Annotated in this window: 14 protein-coding genes; 9 read left to right on the top strand and 5 right to left on the bottom strand. The window is 68.8% G+C overall.

Annotated elements, in window-relative coordinates:
• Nucleotides 1-31: 31 nt before the first annotated feature.
• Together OG558_RS07225 and OG558_RS07220 are read right to left on the bottom strand one after the other, a co-directional pair.
• Complete coding sequence (locus tag OG558_RS07225; protein WP_405069504.1) at nucleotides 32-1075, bottom strand: DUF5667 domain-containing protein; 1044 nt, start codon at nucleotides 1073-1075, stop codon at nucleotides 32-34.
• 253 nt (nucleotides 1076-1328) lie between these two features.
• Nucleotides 1329-1901 carry a sigma-70 family RNA polymerase sigma factor gene (locus tag OG558_RS07220; protein ID WP_405069503.1) on the bottom strand — a complete coding sequence of 191 codons (573 nt, stop codon included), beginning with the start codon at nucleotides 1899-1901 and terminating at the stop codon, nucleotides 1329-1331.
• Between the two features lie 354 nt (nucleotides 1902-2255).
• Here OG558_RS07220 and OG558_RS07215 point away from each other — a divergent pair, with 354 nt between their 5' ends.
• The 7 genes from OG558_RS07215 (at nucleotide 2256) to hemB (ending at nucleotide 9743) form a co-directional block, all read left to right on the top strand.
• Nucleotides 2256-3701, top strand: a complete 1446-nt coding sequence (locus OG558_RS07215) for a class I adenylate-forming enzyme family protein (RefSeq protein ID WP_405069502.1) — start codon at nucleotides 2256-2258, stop codon at nucleotides 3699-3701.
• Nucleotides 3698-3937 carry a glutaredoxin family protein gene (locus OG558_RS07210; protein ID WP_405069501.1) on the top strand — a complete coding sequence of 80 codons (240 nt, stop codon included), beginning with the start codon at nucleotides 3698-3700 and terminating at the stop codon, nucleotides 3935-3937. The genes OG558_RS07215 and OG558_RS07210 overlap by 4 nt, the downstream gene beginning before the upstream one ends.
• Nucleotides 3938-4051: 114 nt before the next feature.
• Nucleotides 4052-4807, top strand: coding sequence for a redox-sensing transcriptional repressor Rex (locus OG558_RS07205; RefSeq protein WP_328525889.1), 756 nt, complete (start codon nucleotides 4052-4054; stop codon nucleotides 4805-4807).
• Nucleotides 4804-6120, top strand: a complete 1317-nt coding sequence (locus OG558_RS07200) for a glutamyl-tRNA reductase (RefSeq protein ID WP_405069500.1) — start codon at nucleotides 4804-4806, stop codon at nucleotides 6118-6120. Before OG558_RS07205 ends, OG558_RS07200 begins: the two co-directional genes overlap by 4 nt.
• Nucleotides 6117-7001, top strand: a complete 885-nt coding sequence (gene hemC, locus OG558_RS07195) for a hydroxymethylbilane synthase (RefSeq protein WP_329482373.1) — start codon at nucleotides 6117-6119, stop codon at nucleotides 6999-7001. The genes OG558_RS07200 and hemC overlap by 4 nt, the downstream gene beginning before the upstream one ends.
• Complete coding sequence (locus OG558_RS07190; protein ID WP_405069499.1) at nucleotides 6998-8755, top strand: uroporphyrinogen-III synthase; 1758 nt, start codon at nucleotides 6998-7000, stop codon at nucleotides 8753-8755. The genes hemC and OG558_RS07190 overlap by 4 nt, the downstream gene beginning before the upstream one ends.
• Nucleotides 8756-8759: 4 nt before the next feature.
• Nucleotides 8760-9743 carry a porphobilinogen synthase gene (gene hemB, locus OG558_RS07185; protein WP_405069498.1) on the top strand — a complete coding sequence of 328 codons (984 nt, stop codon included), beginning with the start codon at nucleotides 8760-8762 and terminating at the stop codon, nucleotides 9741-9743.
• A 152-nt stretch (nucleotides 9744-9895) separates the two neighbouring features.
• On the opposite strand, the gene OG558_RS07180 is transcribed toward hemB, so the two are convergent.
• The 3 genes from OG558_RS07180 to OG558_RS07170 all read right to left on the bottom strand — a co-directional run bounded on the left by OG558_RS07180 (nucleotide 9896) and on the right by OG558_RS07170 (nucleotide 13230).
• Nucleotides 9896-10420 (bottom strand): dihydrofolate reductase family protein, encoded by a 525-nt coding sequence (locus OG558_RS07180; RefSeq protein WP_329482370.1) that lies wholly within the window; start codon nucleotides 10418-10420, stop codon nucleotides 9896-9898.
• Nucleotides 10421-10445: 25 nt separating this feature from the next.
• The gene (locus tag OG558_RS07175) at nucleotides 10446-11285 is read right to left on the bottom strand and encodes an alpha/beta hydrolase (RefSeq protein WP_405069497.1); all 840 of its coding nucleotides are present in this window, start codon (nucleotides 11283-11285) and stop codon (nucleotides 10446-10448) included.
• A gap of 193 nt (nucleotides 11286-11478) precedes the next feature.
• Nucleotides 11479-13230, bottom strand: a complete 1752-nt coding sequence (locus OG558_RS07170) for a hypothetical protein (protein ID WP_405069496.1) — start codon at nucleotides 13228-13230, stop codon at nucleotides 11479-11481.
• A 190-nt stretch (nucleotides 13231-13420) separates the two neighbouring features.
• On the opposite strand from OG558_RS07170, the gene OG558_RS07165 reads away from it, so the two are divergent.
• Nucleotides 13421-14380, top strand: a complete 960-nt coding sequence (locus tag OG558_RS07165) for a carbohydrate ABC transporter permease (RefSeq protein WP_405069495.1) — start codon at nucleotides 13421-13423, stop codon at nucleotides 14378-14380.
• The gene (locus OG558_RS07160; RefSeq protein WP_405069494.1) at nucleotides 14370-15254 is read left to right on the top strand and encodes a carbohydrate ABC transporter permease; all 885 of its coding nucleotides are present in this window, start codon (nucleotides 14370-14372) and stop codon (nucleotides 15252-15254) included. The genes OG558_RS07165 and OG558_RS07160 overlap by 11 nt, the downstream gene beginning before the upstream one ends.
• Nucleotides 15255-15256: the final 2 nt, after the last annotated feature.

The raw sequence follows: 15256 nt of genomic DNA, 5'->3' as shown, positions 1-15256 counted from the left end.
GGGTGCGCGCCGGGCTTCTTGGGGGCTGGGCCTACTTCCAGGGTGGAAGGAGGGTTTGGATGACGCCGGGGATGTTGATGATCGGCGTCGGCAGGCTCAGGGTCGGGAACGGCCAGGGCCACGAGGTGGTGCCTGGGGTGGGGACGGTCGGGACCCCGGTCGGCGTTGGCGTCGGCTGTGAGGACGACGGGTTCGGCGGGTTCTTCAGACTCGGCGGGGGGGTGTTGGACTCCTCCACGATCGTGGTGTTCGGCAGCTTCGTCGGGGCTGTCGTCGGCTGTCCGCTGACGGACGCACCGGGGGTCGACGGCTTCGTCGTCGATCCGTTGCCCGGGTCGCTCGGCTCGGTGCTGACACCCGGACGGTTCGGCTGGGTGCCGCCGCCCTTGGCCGGCTTCGGTGCGTCGCACTTCGGGCAGGCGACCGTGGTGTGCTGGGCCAGCTGCTCGACCGTGGCCAGCGCCTCGACGGCAGACTTCAGGGACTCCGGCGGGAGTTTCGGCGCGAGTTCACCAAGAGCCTGGCGGGCGTTCGTGATGAAGGTCGTGATCGCCGTGATCGAACTCTCGTCGCCGTCCTGCTGGTACGACGCGACCAGGCGGGACACGCCCTTGCGTGCCTGCACCGAGAAGACGTCCAGCGTGCCGTTGATGGTGGCCACGTCGCCGCCGGACTCGGCCAGCTTGTCGACCTCGGACAACCGGGTCATCGCGTGCTCGAGATCGCGCCGGCCGCGGGAGTCGTCCCCGATGCCGACGTTGGTGGAGACGTTCTCGATGCTGCGCTTCATCCCGTACAGCGTGTCGCCGGGCATCGCCTGCTGAGCGGCGGCGGCGGAACCGATGCCACCTCCGAGCAGGACCAGCGCGGCGGTACTGGCCACGAGCCGGATCCGCCGGCCGTGACGATGGCGGATCTCTGTCACGGACGCGTCGACGTCCTCGCCACCCGGCGGGTCGTCGGAGCTGTCCGGAAGGCTGCGCACCATCGTCGGAGTCGTCGTCGCCGCGCGGGCGGCCGCCTGCTCCAGCAGGCGGTGCCGTAGCTCGGCACTGAACTCCGGACGCGGTGCCACTGCGCCGGCGGTCCTCAGCCGTCCGACCAGTTCCACAGCTTCCACAAGCTCCGGGTCATCGCTCTGTCGCGAAGAGTGACGGGGCCCGTGATCGACGGCGTGCGCGAATGCCTCCGCGCGCGCTCGAGCCCTGTGTAGGTCACTCATGAGTTCTCGTTCTCCTCAATGGCCAGCCGGGGTCACCGACAGGTCCTCACCAGGCAAACGAGGAAACTCCCTGACGGGTTACGAAAGACATTCGTTGTCATCCTCCTCACCTCAAGTCCTTGGGGATAACCTTCGCCAAGTGCCGTACGGCCCTCAGTTGCAGTTGCTTGACGGCGCCTTCGGACTTGTCCAGCGCTTTGGCCGTTTCCGCGATCGACAAACCGGCGAAGAATCGCATCGTCAGGCAGTCGCGTTGCTCGTCGGGCAAGCTCGCGACGGCGTCCCGCAGCACCTCGGCGGTGGCTGCGGCCAGTACGTCGACCTCCGGCCCCTCGGTCTGCCGGTCGTGCGTCTCGATCTCGTCCGTGACCACCTCGAGCCGGACCCGGCCGGACTTGTAGTGATCGGTGATCAGGTTCCTGGCGATGGTCACCAGCCAGGCCCCGAAATCCCGGCCCTGCCAGCGGAACGAGTCCAGCGCACGCAGCGCCCGGACGAACGTCTCACTGGTCAGGTCCTCCGCGAGTGCCGACGACGACACCCGCGCGTAGATGTAGCGATAGACGGTGAGCGAGTACTCGTCGTACAGCTCACCGAAGGCACCGACGTCCCCGGCCTGGGCGCGATCGACGAGCTCCGCACGTCTCATCCCGTCCGGGCTTGGCTCCGGCGTCGTCAAGTTCTCTCCCCGTTCAACTGACACGTCTTCTGACACATCCGCGAATGGCCACAGCGGCTGAGGCAGCACCGAGCGTTACCTGAGAAACACTCGCTGTCAACAGCCTGAGGCGTGCCGCCTTCCGTCCGGTCCGATGGGTCACGAATGCGCCAGCGGGCTGCTTCCGCGAACGGCGCAGCCTGCTGTCGGGGATATCGCGCATGGTCTCCCCGGCGCGGACGGTTTCTGCAGTGTGAGGTTCGGCAGAAGGTCGCCCACGAGTTCACCTGTATATATGTCGTCACGCTCTGCTGCAACCGTTCCGAGCGAGCCGGTCGATCCCTGGTGCCTCCGCACGCATGACAGACTCACCTGGTGAACTTCAATTTCGCGGACATTCTTCGTGACACAGCGCAACGTCACGGCGAACGTGTCGCGCTGGTCGACGGGGATCGGCGGCTGACCTGGGACGAGCTCGACCAGGCCGTCGACCGGACCGCGCAGGGGTTCGCCGCGGCCGGCCTCGTGCCCGGGTACCGGGTCGTGCTACTCGTTGCCAACAGCATCGAGTTCGTCACGTCCTACCTGGGGATTCTCCGCGCCGGCCTGGTCGCCGTGCCGCTGAACACCGGGCTCACGAAGCCCGAGATCGCGGCCGTCGTGCAACACTCCGGGGCGCGCCTCGCGGTCGCCGGGGCCGACCTCGCGGACAAGATCGAGGGCCTGCGGACGGTTGCGCCGGACGAGCTCGAAGGTCACGCTCCGTTACTTCCGCAGCTCGACCCGGAGATGCTCGCGGTCCTGCTGTACACGTCCGGGACGAGTGGAGATCCGCGCGCCGCGATGCTCACCCATCGGGCCCTCGCGGCGAACGTGACGAACCTTTCCGAGCTCGGCGAGGACCGGATGGGCCCCGAGGACGTCGTCCTGGGCGTGCTCCCGATGTTCCACGCCTTCGGCCTGAACGCCGTCCTGGGCTGGACCGTCGCGACCGGCGCGGCGCTGATCGTCGACCAGCGGTTCGACACCGCGCACACCTTGGACCTGATCGCCAAGTACGGCGTCACCCGCCTGCCGCTCGCCCCGCCGGCACTGCACGCACTGCTGGCCCGGCCGGATCTGCGCGAGGCGCTGCAGTCGGTCAAGGTCGTCCTGACCGGCGCGTCGGCCCTGGACCGGGCGCTCGCGGATCGCTTCGAGCAGGCCAGCGGCCTGTTCGTGCACCAGGGCTACGGCCTGACCGAGGCGTCCCCGGGAGTCACCGCGACCCTCGGTGAGGCCGAGCCGAAGCCCGGTTCGGTCGGGCGCGCACTGCCGAACGTCGAGCTCCGGATCGCCGACGAGCAAGGCGAGGACGTCGAGGGCGACGACCCCGGCGAGATCCTGATCCGCGGCCGCAACCTGTTCTCCGGCTATTGGCCGGATGGTGCCGACGGCCCTGATCTGGACGGCTGGTACCGGACCGGCGACGTCGGCTACCTCGACTCCGACGGCGACCTGTTCCTGGTCGACCGGTTGCGCGAGCTGATCATCGTGTCCGGCTTCAACGTCTTCCCGAGCGAGGTCGAGGAAGTGCTCGTCGCGGCTCCGGGTGTCCGGGAGGCCGCCGTCATCGGCGTACCGTCCGAGGAGACCGGCGAGGCCGTGAAGGCGTTCGTCGTACCCAGTCCTGATGCGACCGTGGAGCCCGCGGCGGTCCGCGAGTACGCCGGGACCCGGCTGGCGCGGTTCAAGTGCCCGGTGGAGATCGAGGTCGTCGACCACCTGCCGCACTCGGTCACCGGCAAGGTCGCCAAGGGCCGGCTCCGGGCGGACCGATGAGCAGCCGGGTCACGCTGTACGGCAAGCCTGGCTGTCACCTGTGCGACGATGCCCGGGCGATCGTCCAGGCGGTCTGCGCCGAGCTCGGGGTGGAGTGGACCGAGGTCGACATCACGCAGGATGACCGGTTGTTCACGGAGTACGGCGAGCAGATCCCGGTCACCTTCGTGGACGGGAAGCAGCACGATTTCTGGCGGGTGGACCCGGTCAGGCTCCGGAAGGCCCTCGCCGGTTAGTGCTCTCGGTCACGCCGGGGTCCGCCGATTTTGTTCTCACGTTCACAAGCTCCTAGAGTAAGAACGGCCGCCGGCCGCCAGACCGCGGCCTGAACTACCGTTCCCAGGAGAATTGTGACGCGTGCCAGCAGCCGTCGCCCCGGCCCGCCGACGAGAACCGAGCGCGGCATTCCCGAGGCGACTGTCGCGCGCTTGCCGGTGTACCTGCGGGCCCTGACCGCCCTGTCGGACAGCGGCATCGCCACCGCGTCGAGCGAGGACCTGGCCACCGCCGCCGGGGTCAACTCGGCGAAGCTGCGCAAGGACCTGTCCTACCTGGGCTCCTACGGCACCCGCGGCGTCGGGTACGACGTGGAGTACCTGCGCTACCAGATCGCCCGCGAGATCGGCGTCACCCAGGACTGGGCCGTGGTCATCGTCGGGATCGGAAACCTGGGTCACGCGCTGGCCAACTACTCCGGCTTCGGTACGCGCGGTTTCCGGATCGTCGCCCTGCTCGACGCCGACCCGAACCTGGTCGGCGAGCGGATCGGCGACATGGAGGTCCGCGACTTCGCCCAGCTCGAGGACATCGTGAAGGCCGACCGGGTCTCGATCGGGGTCATCACCACTCCCGCCGGTCCGGCCCAGGAGGTGTGCGACCGGCTGGTCGCCGCTGGGGTGACCAGCATCCTGAACTTCGCGCCGGTGGTGCTGTCCGTGCCCGACGGCGTCGACATCCGCAAGGTGGACCTCTCGATCGAGTTGCAGATCCTGGCGTACCACGAACAACGAAAGTCCGGAGAGGCGGCGCTCCCCCAGGTGCCCGAGCTACCAGCGATGAACGGTCTGACCGATCTGCCGAGCGTCGGCGGGGGTGTCGGCGCATGAGCTACTTGGTCGTCGGGATCTCCCACCGGTCAGCGGACATCGACGTCCTCGAGCGGGTGGCACTCGACCCGGACGCGGCGACCAAGCTGGCCCTGGCCGTGAAGCACACGCCGGCCGTCGGTGAGTCAGCGGTGATCGCGACCTGCAACCGGACCGAGGTCTACGTGACCGTCGAACGGTTCCACGCCGGCATGGACGACGTCACCGCGATCCTGTCCGACGTCACCGGCGTACCGCTGCTGGATCTGGCCGAGCATCTCTACGTGCACTTCGAGGAAGGCGCCGTCGCGCACCTGTTCCAGGTCGCGGTCGGGCTGGACTCGATGATCGTCGGGGAGAGCCAGATCCTCGGCCAGGTGAAGGAGACGCTGCGCGTCGGCCAGGACCTGGAGACGATCGGCACCGACCTCAACGCCCTGATCCAGCACGCGTTGCGGGTCGGGAAGCGGGCCCGCGCCGAGACCGGCATCGACTCCGCCGGCCGTTCGGTCGTGTCGGCCGGACTCGAGGCGGTCGGCGGCTTCGAGGGCCGCCGTGCGCTGGTCGTCGGCGCCGGCTCGATGGCGTCGCTGGCCGCGCAGACCCTGCTCAACGGTGGCGCGCAGAGCGTGACCATCGCCAACCGCAACTACGACCGCGCGGTCGCTCTGGTCCAGCGGATCGGCGGTACGGCGATCCAGCTCGCGGCCGTCCCAGACGCCCTGGCCGACGCCGATCTGGTCGTGTCCTGCACCGGCGCGCGCGGCGTCGTACTGACCGAGGAGATGATCCGGAACGCGGCGGACGGGCGACCGTTCGGTGTCCTGGACGTCGCCCTGCCGCGGGACGTGGCGCCCGAGGTGGCCCGGATCCCCGGGGTCAGGCTGGTCACCCTCGCCGACCTGGCCGGGACGGCCGGCGGCAGCGAGCACGACATCGACGAGGTACGCCGGATCGTCGGCGAGGAGACGGGTTCGTTCGAGGCCACCCGCCGGGCCGCGTCGGTCGCGCCGACCGTGGTCGCGCTGCGGACGATGGCGACCGAACTGGTCGACTCCGAGCTGGCCAGGCTGGAGCGCCGGCTGCCCGGCCTGGACGAGAACCAGCGCCACGAGGTCGCGCGGACGATCCGCCGCGTGGTCGACAAGGTGCTGCACAACCCGACGGTCCGGGTGAAGGAACTCGCGGCCGATCCGGGCGGTCCGACGTACGCCGACGCCCTGCGCGAACTGTTCGCACTCGACCCGGCGACGGTGGACGCCGTCACGGCCGCGAAGGCGCCGGCCGAGACCAGCCACACCCGCGCCGACGCGACCGGATGTGAGCACGCATGATCCGGCTGGGCACCCGGCGGTCAGCGCTGGCGACCGCGCAGGCGACGCTCGTCGCCGACGCGCTCCGCAATCTCGGTCACGAGGTCGAGGTGGTCCCGATCATGACCACCGGCGACGCCGACAAGGTCGCCCCGGTGGAGCAGATCGGTGGCACCGGCATCTACGTCAGCGCGCTGCGTGACGCCTTGCTGGCGGACGAGATCGACATCGCCGTGCACTCGCTCAAGGATCTGCCGACCGGGCCGGTCGACGGCCTGGCCATCGGCGCGATCCCGGTCCGTGAGGACCCGCGCGACGTGCTCGTCGCCCGGGACGGCCTGACCCTCGGTGAGCTCCCGGCCGGCGCCCTGGTCGGCACCGGCGCGCCACGCCGGGTCGCGCAGCTCGAGGCGCTCGGCCTGGGCCTGGAATGCACCGGGATCCGCGGCAACGTGGACACCAGGATCGCGATGGTGGCCGAGGGCAAATTGGACGCGGTGGTGCTGGCAAGGGCAGGGTTGTCCCGGTTGGGACGACTCGCCGAGGTGACCGAGACCCTGGATCCGATCCAGGTGCTGCCCTCGCCGGGACAAGGTGCCCTGGGCATCGAGTGCCGCGCGGACGACACCGAGGTGCTGGCCGCCCTGGCCCCGCTGGACGACCCGGCCACGCGTGCGGCGGTGACGGCGGAACGGCAGTTGCTGGCCACGCTCGAGGCAGGGTGCACGGCTCCGGTCGGCGCGCTCGCCGAGGTGGTCGACGGCGAGGACGGCCCCGAGCTCTGGCTGCGGGGCGCGCTCGGCCAGGACGACGGCGTACGGCGGCTCTCCGCGAACGGGCCGGTGGACGACCCGGTGTCCCTGGGCAAAGCGCTGGCGAACGAGTTGCTGGAGCGGACATGACACCGGCACGGGGAACGACGGCCGCCCACAAGACGGCCCATGACACGGCGCACAAGACGAGCAGGACGAGGACGAGGGCGAAGGCAGACGTGAGCAGCGCGAAGACAGCCACCGCAGCATCCACGACACCTCAGAAGGTGCCGGCGAAGGCCGCCGCCACCAGTACCGTCAAGACCAGGCCACTCGGCCACGTCACATTCGTCGGCGTCGGCCCCGGTGACCCGGCCCTGCTGACGCTGGCCGGCCGCGACGTGCTGGCCAACGCCGACGCCGTCGTGGTCGAGGGCCCCGAGCACGATCCGTTCCTGGCGTACTGCAAGCCGGGTGTCGAGGTGATCGACGGCTCCGGCGCCGAGGGCAGCCGGGCGCTCAAGGTCGCCGCCCGGGCCCGCCTCGTGGTGAAGACGGCCAAGACCGCGGCGAACGTCGTCCGCCTGCTGACAGGCGACCCGTTCACCTTCTCCAGCGGCGCCGAGGAGGCGGCCGCGTGCAAGAAGGCGGGCATCGGCTTCAACGTCGTCCCCGGTGTCAGCGAGGTCTCCGCGGTTCCGACGTACGCCGGGATCCCGCTGACGATGAAGGGCGACCGCGAGATCACCGTGGTCGACCTGGCCGAGGCCAAGCTCGACCTGACCCGGCTGCACCCGAAGCAGACGCTCGTCCTGCTGAACGCGACCGAGGTGTTGAAGGACACCGTCGCCGCGCTGCTCGAGGCGGGCTTCGAAGCGTCGACTCCGGTCGCCGCGACGGTCGGTGGTACGACGACCGCGCAGACGAGTGTGGTCGGCACGGTCGAGACGATCGTCGCCGACCTGCGCGCCGCCAAGGTGACCGGCGAGGCCGTGATCGTGGTCGGCGCGGTGGTCGAGCAGCGCGAGGCGCTGTCCTGGTTCGAGACCAAGCCGCTGTTCGGCTGGCGGATCCTGGTGCCGCGCACCAAGGACCAGGCCGGCCCGCTGATGGACCGGCTCCGCCGGTACGGCGCGATGCCGGAAGAGGTCCCCACGATCTCGGTCGAGCCGCCGCGCAACCCGCAGCAGATGGATAAGGCGATCCGCGGCCTGGTCGAGGGCCGGTACGAGTGGGTCGCGTTCACCTCGGTCAACGCGGTCAAGGCGGTCCGGGAGAAGTTCGACGAGTACGGGCTGGACGCGCGGGCGTTCTCCGGGCTGAAGATCGCCGCGGTCGGCGACAAGACCGCCGAGGCGATCGGTGCCTGGGGCATCCGTCCGGACCTGGTCCCGTCCGGTGAGCAGTCCGCCGCCGGGCTGGTCGAGGACTGGCCGCCGTTCGACGAGGTGCTCGACCCGATCAACCGGGTCTTCCTGCCGCGCGCCGACATCGCGACCGAGACGCTGGTCGCGGGGCTGACCGATCTCGGCTGGGAGGTCGACGACGTCACGGCGTACCGGACCGTGCGGGCCGCCCCGCCGCCGGCGCCGACCCGTGAGGCGATCAAGTCGGGCAAGTTCGACGCGGTCGTGTTCACCTCGTCCTCGACGGTGCGCAACCTGGTCGGCATCGCCGGCAAGCCGCACGCGTCGACGGTGATCGCGGTGATCGGCCCGGCCACGCTGAAGACGGCCGAGGAGCACGGGCTGCGGGTCGACGCGATGGCCGAGTCGCCGTCCGCCGAGGAGCTCGCCGACGCACTGGCCCGCTTCGGTGCGGACCGGCGTGACACCATGGTCGAGGCCGGTGAACCGGTCACCCGTCCGTCCGAGCGTCGCTCGGGATCTCGTCGGAAGAGCTGAGTCAATGCCTGGATTCCCGGAGGTCAGGCCGCGGCGGCTTCGGTCGTCGGCGGCGATGCGCAGGCTGGTCGCGGAGACCACCCTGGAGCCGCGGCAGCTGATCCTGCCGATGTTCGTCCGGGAAGGCGCCCGCGAGCCGATCGCGATCAAATCCATGCCAGGCGTCGTGCAGCACACCCGCGACACCGCGCGGAAGGCGATCGCCGAGGCCGCTCAGCTGGGACTCGGTGGGGTCATGCTGTTCGGCGTACCCGAGACGAAGGACGAGGTCGGATCCGGTGCGCTCGATCCGGACGGCATCCTGAACGTCGCGATCCGGGACGCGGTCTCCGAAGTCGGCGACGAGTTGCTGGTGATGTCGGATCTGTGCATCGACGAGTTCACCTCGCACGGGCACTGCGGCGTACTCGGCTCCGAGGGCCGGGTCGACAACGACGCGACACTGAAGATCTACGCCGAGATGGGCGTCGCGCAGGCTTCGGCAGGTGCGCATGTCGTCGGTCCGTCCGGGATGATGGACGGTCAGGTCGGCGCCGTGCGTACGGCGTTGGACGCTGCCGGTCATCTGGACACGGTGATCCTGGCGTACTCCGTGAAGTACGCGTCGGCCTTCTTCGGTCCCTTCCGGGAGGCCGTGGGCTCGTCGCTGCAGGGTGATCGGAAGACGTACCAGGAGGACGGTGCGAACGCCCGCGAGGCTTTGCGCGAGGTCGATCTGGACGTGGCCGAGGGTGCCGACATCGTGATGGTGAAGCCGGCGCTGGCGTACCTCGACATCATCCGCCAGGTCCGCGACCACGTGGACGTGCCGGTCGCGGCGTACAACATCTCCGGCGAGTACGCGATGGTCGAGGCCGCCGCCGCCAACGGCTGGATCGACCGCGACCGCGCCGTCCTGGAGACCCTGACCTCCATCCGCCGAGCCGGCGCCGACACCATCCTCACCTACTGGGCCGCGGACGCAGTCCACCTCCTCAACCACCGCTGAGGTCCTCACCACGGCGCGCCTGGTCCGAAGGGCGCGGCATCAATCGCTAGTTGGCGTTGGCTGGGACACGGGCTCGGGGCTTACGACAGGTTATTTCCTGGCGTAGGGCCCCAGTTCCTGTCTCAGCCATCCACTCCCGGCCGGACGAGTGCCTAGCGGTGGATGGTGTAGTCGGATTGGGTGAAGCCGGCTTTCAGGGTGCGGGTGGCGTTGTGGGTAAGGGGGATGTCGGCGTCGAGGTCGCCGAAGAGGCGGATGCCGGCGCCGAGGAGGACGGGGACGGTGGTGATGGTGAGCTCGTTCAGGAGGCCGGCGCGGAGGAAGGTCTGGATGACCGCGCCGCCGTCGGCGTAGACGCGCCGGGCGCCACGGTCGTTCAGCGTCTCGACCAACCCGTCGAGGGTCCGGTGCACGATGATGCGCTCGTCGGCGTCCGCGGCGAGCGTCGTACTGAGCACCTCGACCTGCTTGCCCTCGTAGGGCCAGAAGTCGAAGCTCAGTACCAGTTCGTAGGTCTTGCGCCCGAGTACGACGGTGTCGATCGACGCCATGAACTCGTCGTACCCGGTGTCGCCCGCTTTCTCCCCGCGCTCGGTGAGCCAGTCGATCGATCCGTCCGGCCGGGCGATGTAACCGTCGAGACTGGTAGCGATGAATACGGCCGCGTGGAAGCTCACCCGCCCATTTTTCCACGCGGGACGTTCAGGCGTGGTACTTCTGCACGAAGGTGAGCGCGGCGTCGGCGACCTCTTCCCAGCCGGAGTCGATCACCAGTGAGTGCCCGCGGCTGGGCAATTCCTCGATCTCGGTGACGGCTGGGTTGGCGCGCTGCTTCTGGTACGCCGCGTTCGTGATCGCCCACGGGACCGTGTGGTCCTTCTCCCCGGACAGGAACTTCATCGGCCCGCGGTCCGGATTCGCCCGGTCCACGAGGGTCTCGCTCTTCGGATTGAAGTTCGCGACCGCGGCCTGGAACAGCGGCAACCCGGCGCCCGGCACCGGGAACTCGTCGTACAGCCGTCGTGCCTCGTCCTCCGGTACGGCGTTCACGAAAGCGAACCGGAACTGGTCGTAGGTCAGCATCACCGCCTTCTTCCGGTTCGCCGGATTCCGCAGCGCCGGGAAGGACGCCCGTAGCGCGGACAGCGGCAACGGCAGCACGCCGCGACCGGGTGCGGGGTCGATCGGGACCGACACAGTCCCGAGGCCCATCCCGGCCAGCTTCTGCGTGATCAGTCCACCGAACGAGTGCCCGACGATGGCCGGCTTCCGCTCCAGCCGTGCGATCACGTCGGCGTAGTACGCCGTGATCGCACCGACCGACTTCCCCGCGAACACCGAAGGATTCGCCCGTCCCTCGCCGACGGACTCCGGTTCGTCCGGCCAGCCCGGTGCGACGGTTGCGAACCCGGCGGCCTCGAACTTGTCCTGCCAGGCCTGCCAGCTTCCCGCCAGCAACCACAGCCCGTGCACGAACACCACCGGCGGACGCCCCGATGTGTTCGCGATCTCGATCTCGCCCAACTCACGTGCTGTGGCCATCAGGCACCCCTCTCCCAGCGCAGTAGACCACAGCACGCGCGGCCGGGTCAGTAGCCAGTGACGTCCGGCCAGCCGCCAGGAGGCCGGCAGACTCGCTGATGGACCTGTAGGCCATCACGATCGCGCTGACGTGGCGAGGCTGAGCGCGCGCCCCGGTCGCCGACCGCGATTGTGATGGCCTGGGGGTCCGGTCCTACGAGGTGCGCAGTGTCAGGGTCTGACGGTTCGGAGTGCGGCCGGTGAGATAGACCCGGAGGCCGTCGGGGGTGAGGCTGCCGTTCAGGTACGTGAACCGTTCACCCGGGTCCATCGTCACCCGGGTGGCGCCGTTGCCCGGGCCGAACTCGATCCGGTCCGTGCCGACGGTGTAGCTCCCGGTGCCGGACACCAGTTGGTAGTTGCCGGGGGCATCCAACGCCTCGACGCCGGCGAGCGCGCCGCCGGAGCGGAAGCAGAGCTCGATCGCGTACGCCGTCTCGTCACCGTCCAGCTCGAAGGTCAGGTCGAACCCGTTGCCGACCTCGGTCACGCTGATCTCGGTCCGGAGCGAGCGGTACTGCTTCGGCCGGTGCGGGAAGTCCATCGACGCGTAGAACCGGCCTTCCAGCGTGAGCGCATAGCGGCCATCCGCCCGCCGGCACCGCTTGGGCAGCGGCAGGTGATACGGCACCTTCACCTCGTCGGCGAGTTTGAACGTGGCCGGTCCGGTCCGCCGCAGCCCGTCGCTGCGGAAGTGTCCGGTGCTGAAGAACTGCGGGGAGAGCCGGACCGAGTCGAGGATCGCCGCACCCTGCCGGAGCTTGAAGAAGGTCGGGTTGGTGGAAAGCCCGGAAGCGATCACCGGGATGTCATGGAAGTCCGTGCCGCCGAAGACCGTCGCCGTCCGCGCACCGCGCCGGATCCGGGCCGACGCCTGCGAGGGGAAGGGTTGGACGAAATCCGTCGGCACAGGCTGCGCGGCCGGGAGTACCGCGGCCAGCTCGGGTCGCTCGAGCACCTCGGCGAGGAAGTCGCCGAGCTCGCCGGTCCCGCGCTGTTCGATGCTCTTGGCAACAGTCGTGAACCGGCCGTCCTTGCCGTGCAGGGCAAGCTCGCGGAACTGGGTCAGGTACCACCAGACCTCGCGGATCCCCTTCTGGTCCTGCCGCCGGGACGCCACCGTGTCGACCTCGCCGTTCGGCTCCAGGAAGTACAGCGTCGCGTCCAGGTTGCGCCGGACGTCCTCGAGCAGCTCCGGCTTGCCGCGCAACCACGCGATCGTCAGCAGCGAAGGGTTCGTCACCTCCGCGGCGTACGTCGAACTCCGCTCGCTGTAGATCCCGTCCAGGGTCGCGTCGATGCCCTCGTCGAGCCAGTCGTCGATCCGCGCGACGTACCGGCGGTCCGGAAACAGGTGATGGGTGCGCGCCAGCGCAGCGGACACCTCCCAGCGATGGTTCGGCGTGTGCACTCCGCCGGCCGCGAGCGCCGGTCCGGCCTTCTTGATCACGTTCGCGAGGATCGCGCGATGCGCCTCCGTGTCCGGCCTGCCGTCGGCGTCGAGCAGGGCATAGAGCATGCAGACGTCCTGGATCGCGAAGGCGCTGTCCGGCGGCGAGTGCAGGTTGCCGACGTCGTACGTCCCGTCCTCGTGCTGCCGTGCGGCGAGCTGCTCGACCAGCCAGCGCAGCGGCGCGAGCAGCGACGAGTCATGGTGGTACGACGACCGGCCCCAGACGTACCCGGAGATCAGTCGCCGAGCCTTGCGGGCGACGGTGCGCACGCTGTCGGAGGCGTTCTGGTACGAGCTCAGCACCAGCGGGATCTGGGTCTGGTTCGCGTTGGTCAGCACGGTCAGGAAGTCGTCGTCCACAGCAGCTACCTCAGCATGCGCGGTGGCGGCCGGGTACAGCGCGCCGACCGTAAGCGTGGTCAGTGTGCCGGCCAGGAAGGTACGACGCTGCATCGGGATCTCCACTCGGTAAGCGGTTGCCAAATGTCCAGTACTGTCGCCGGGTGACTTTGTCCTGTCAACAGCTCGCAACGAGTCCGCATCTGGTCAGCCCGCGGCCGCCCGAACCCTTGCATAAACCGGTTTCTCGTACTAACTTGACCGGCCAAGGCAAGCGCTTTCCAGTCTCCGGAGGTCATGAAACATGAGTGCGCTGGGCGAGCTCGGCACCCTCCGGGGAGAGAAGCCGGCGGGCAAGAAGCCAGACCGGGGCGGTGGGGCGGGCAAAGCAGGCAAGAAGGACAACCTGGCTGCGTACCTGTTCCTGACGCCGTGGTTGCTGGGGCTGTTCCTGATCACGATCGGGCCGATGCTGGCCTCGCTGTACCTGTCGTTCACCGACTACAACCTGATCCAGGCCCCGAAGTGGATCGGACTCGAGAACTTCACCCGGATGCTGTCCGATGAGCGGCTGCACAACTCGCTCCGGGTGACCTTCACCTACGTGTTCGTCTCGGTCCCGCTCCAGCTGTCGATCGCCCTGCTGCTGGCCGTCGTCCTGGACCGCGGCGTCCGCGGCATGGCGTTCTACCGGTCGGTCTTCTACCTGCCGTCGCTGCTCGGCTCGAGTGTCGCGATCGCCGTCTTGTGGCGCCAGGTGTTCGGCACCGAAGGTCTGCTCAACCAGGTGCTCGCCCTGGTCGGCATCGACGGCAAGGGCTGGATCTCCGATCCGAGTACGGCGCTGGGCACGCTGGTGGTGCTGAACGTGTGGACGTTCGGGTCGCCGATGGTGATCTTCCTGGCCGGCCTGCGGCAGATCCCGACGATGTACTACGAGGCCGCGTCGGTCGACGGCGCCGGCGTGCTGCGCCGGTTCTTCAGCATCACGCTGCCGCTGCTCACGCCGATCATCTTCTTCAACCTGGTGCTGCAGATCATCCACGCGTTCCAGTCGTTCACGCAGGCGTTCGTCGTCTCCGGGGGCAGCGGCGGGCCGTCGGACTCGACCATGTTCTTCACGCTCTACCTCTACGACCGGGGCTTCGGCAATTTCGACATGGGCTACGCGTCCGCGATGGCGTGGTTCCTGCTCGTGATCATCGGGGTCTTCACCGCGGCGAACTTCTTCGCCTCGAAGTACTGGGTGTTCTATGACGACTGAAACGCTCCGAACCACGCTGGCCGCGCGACGGCCGGCCGTCATCAGCTGGTCCCGGGTCCGGCCGGTGCTGATCCACGTGGTGCTGGCCGGGTCGGCCCTGGTGATGCTCTACCCGCTGATCTGGATGGTGGTCAGCTCACTGCGGCCGGGCAACGAGATCTTCCGCGACCCGGGCATCCTGGTGAAGGACCTGCAGATCAGCAACTACCGGGTCGGCTGGCACGCGCTGACCGAGCCGTTCACCCGCTACCTGCTGAACTCGGCGGTGGTGGTGCTCGGCGCGATCCTGGGCAACCTGGTCTCCTGCTCGATGGCGGCGTACGCGTTCGCCCGGCTGGAGTTCAACGGGAAGAAGTTCTGGTTCGCGATCATGCTGCTCAGCATCATGCTGCCGATCCACGTCGTGATCGTGCCGCAGTACATCCTGTTCTCGCAGATGGGCTGGATCAACACGTTCCTGCCGCTGATCGTGCCGAAGCTGCTGGCCACCGACGCGTTCTTCGTCTTCTTGATGGTGCAGTTCATCCGCGGCATTCCACGCCAGCTGGACGAGGCGGCCCGGATCGACGGCTGCAGCAAGGCCGGGATCTTCCTCCGGATCATCCTGCCGCTGATGGTGCCCGCGCTCGCGACCACTGCGATCTTCACGTTCATCTGGACCTGGAACGACTTCTTCAGCCAGCTGATCTACCTGACCGACCCGCACATGTACACCGTCCCGGTAGCACTGCGGGGCTTCGTCGACTCGACCTCCAGCTCGTCGTGGGGATCGATGTTCGCGATGTCGGTCGTCTCCCTCGTCCCGGTCTTCCTCGCATTCCTGCTCGGCCAGCGGTTCCTGATCAAGGGCATCGCGACCACCGGCATCAAGTAACC

It is taken from the genome of Kribbella sp. NBC_01510, assembly GCF_045040325.1.
Lineage (GTDB): Bacteria > Actinomycetota > Actinomycetes > Propionibacteriales > Kribbellaceae > Kribbella.
The sequence above is the reverse complement of the archived record's forward strand: the minus strand, read 5'-3'. Positions and strand labels throughout refer to the sequence as shown.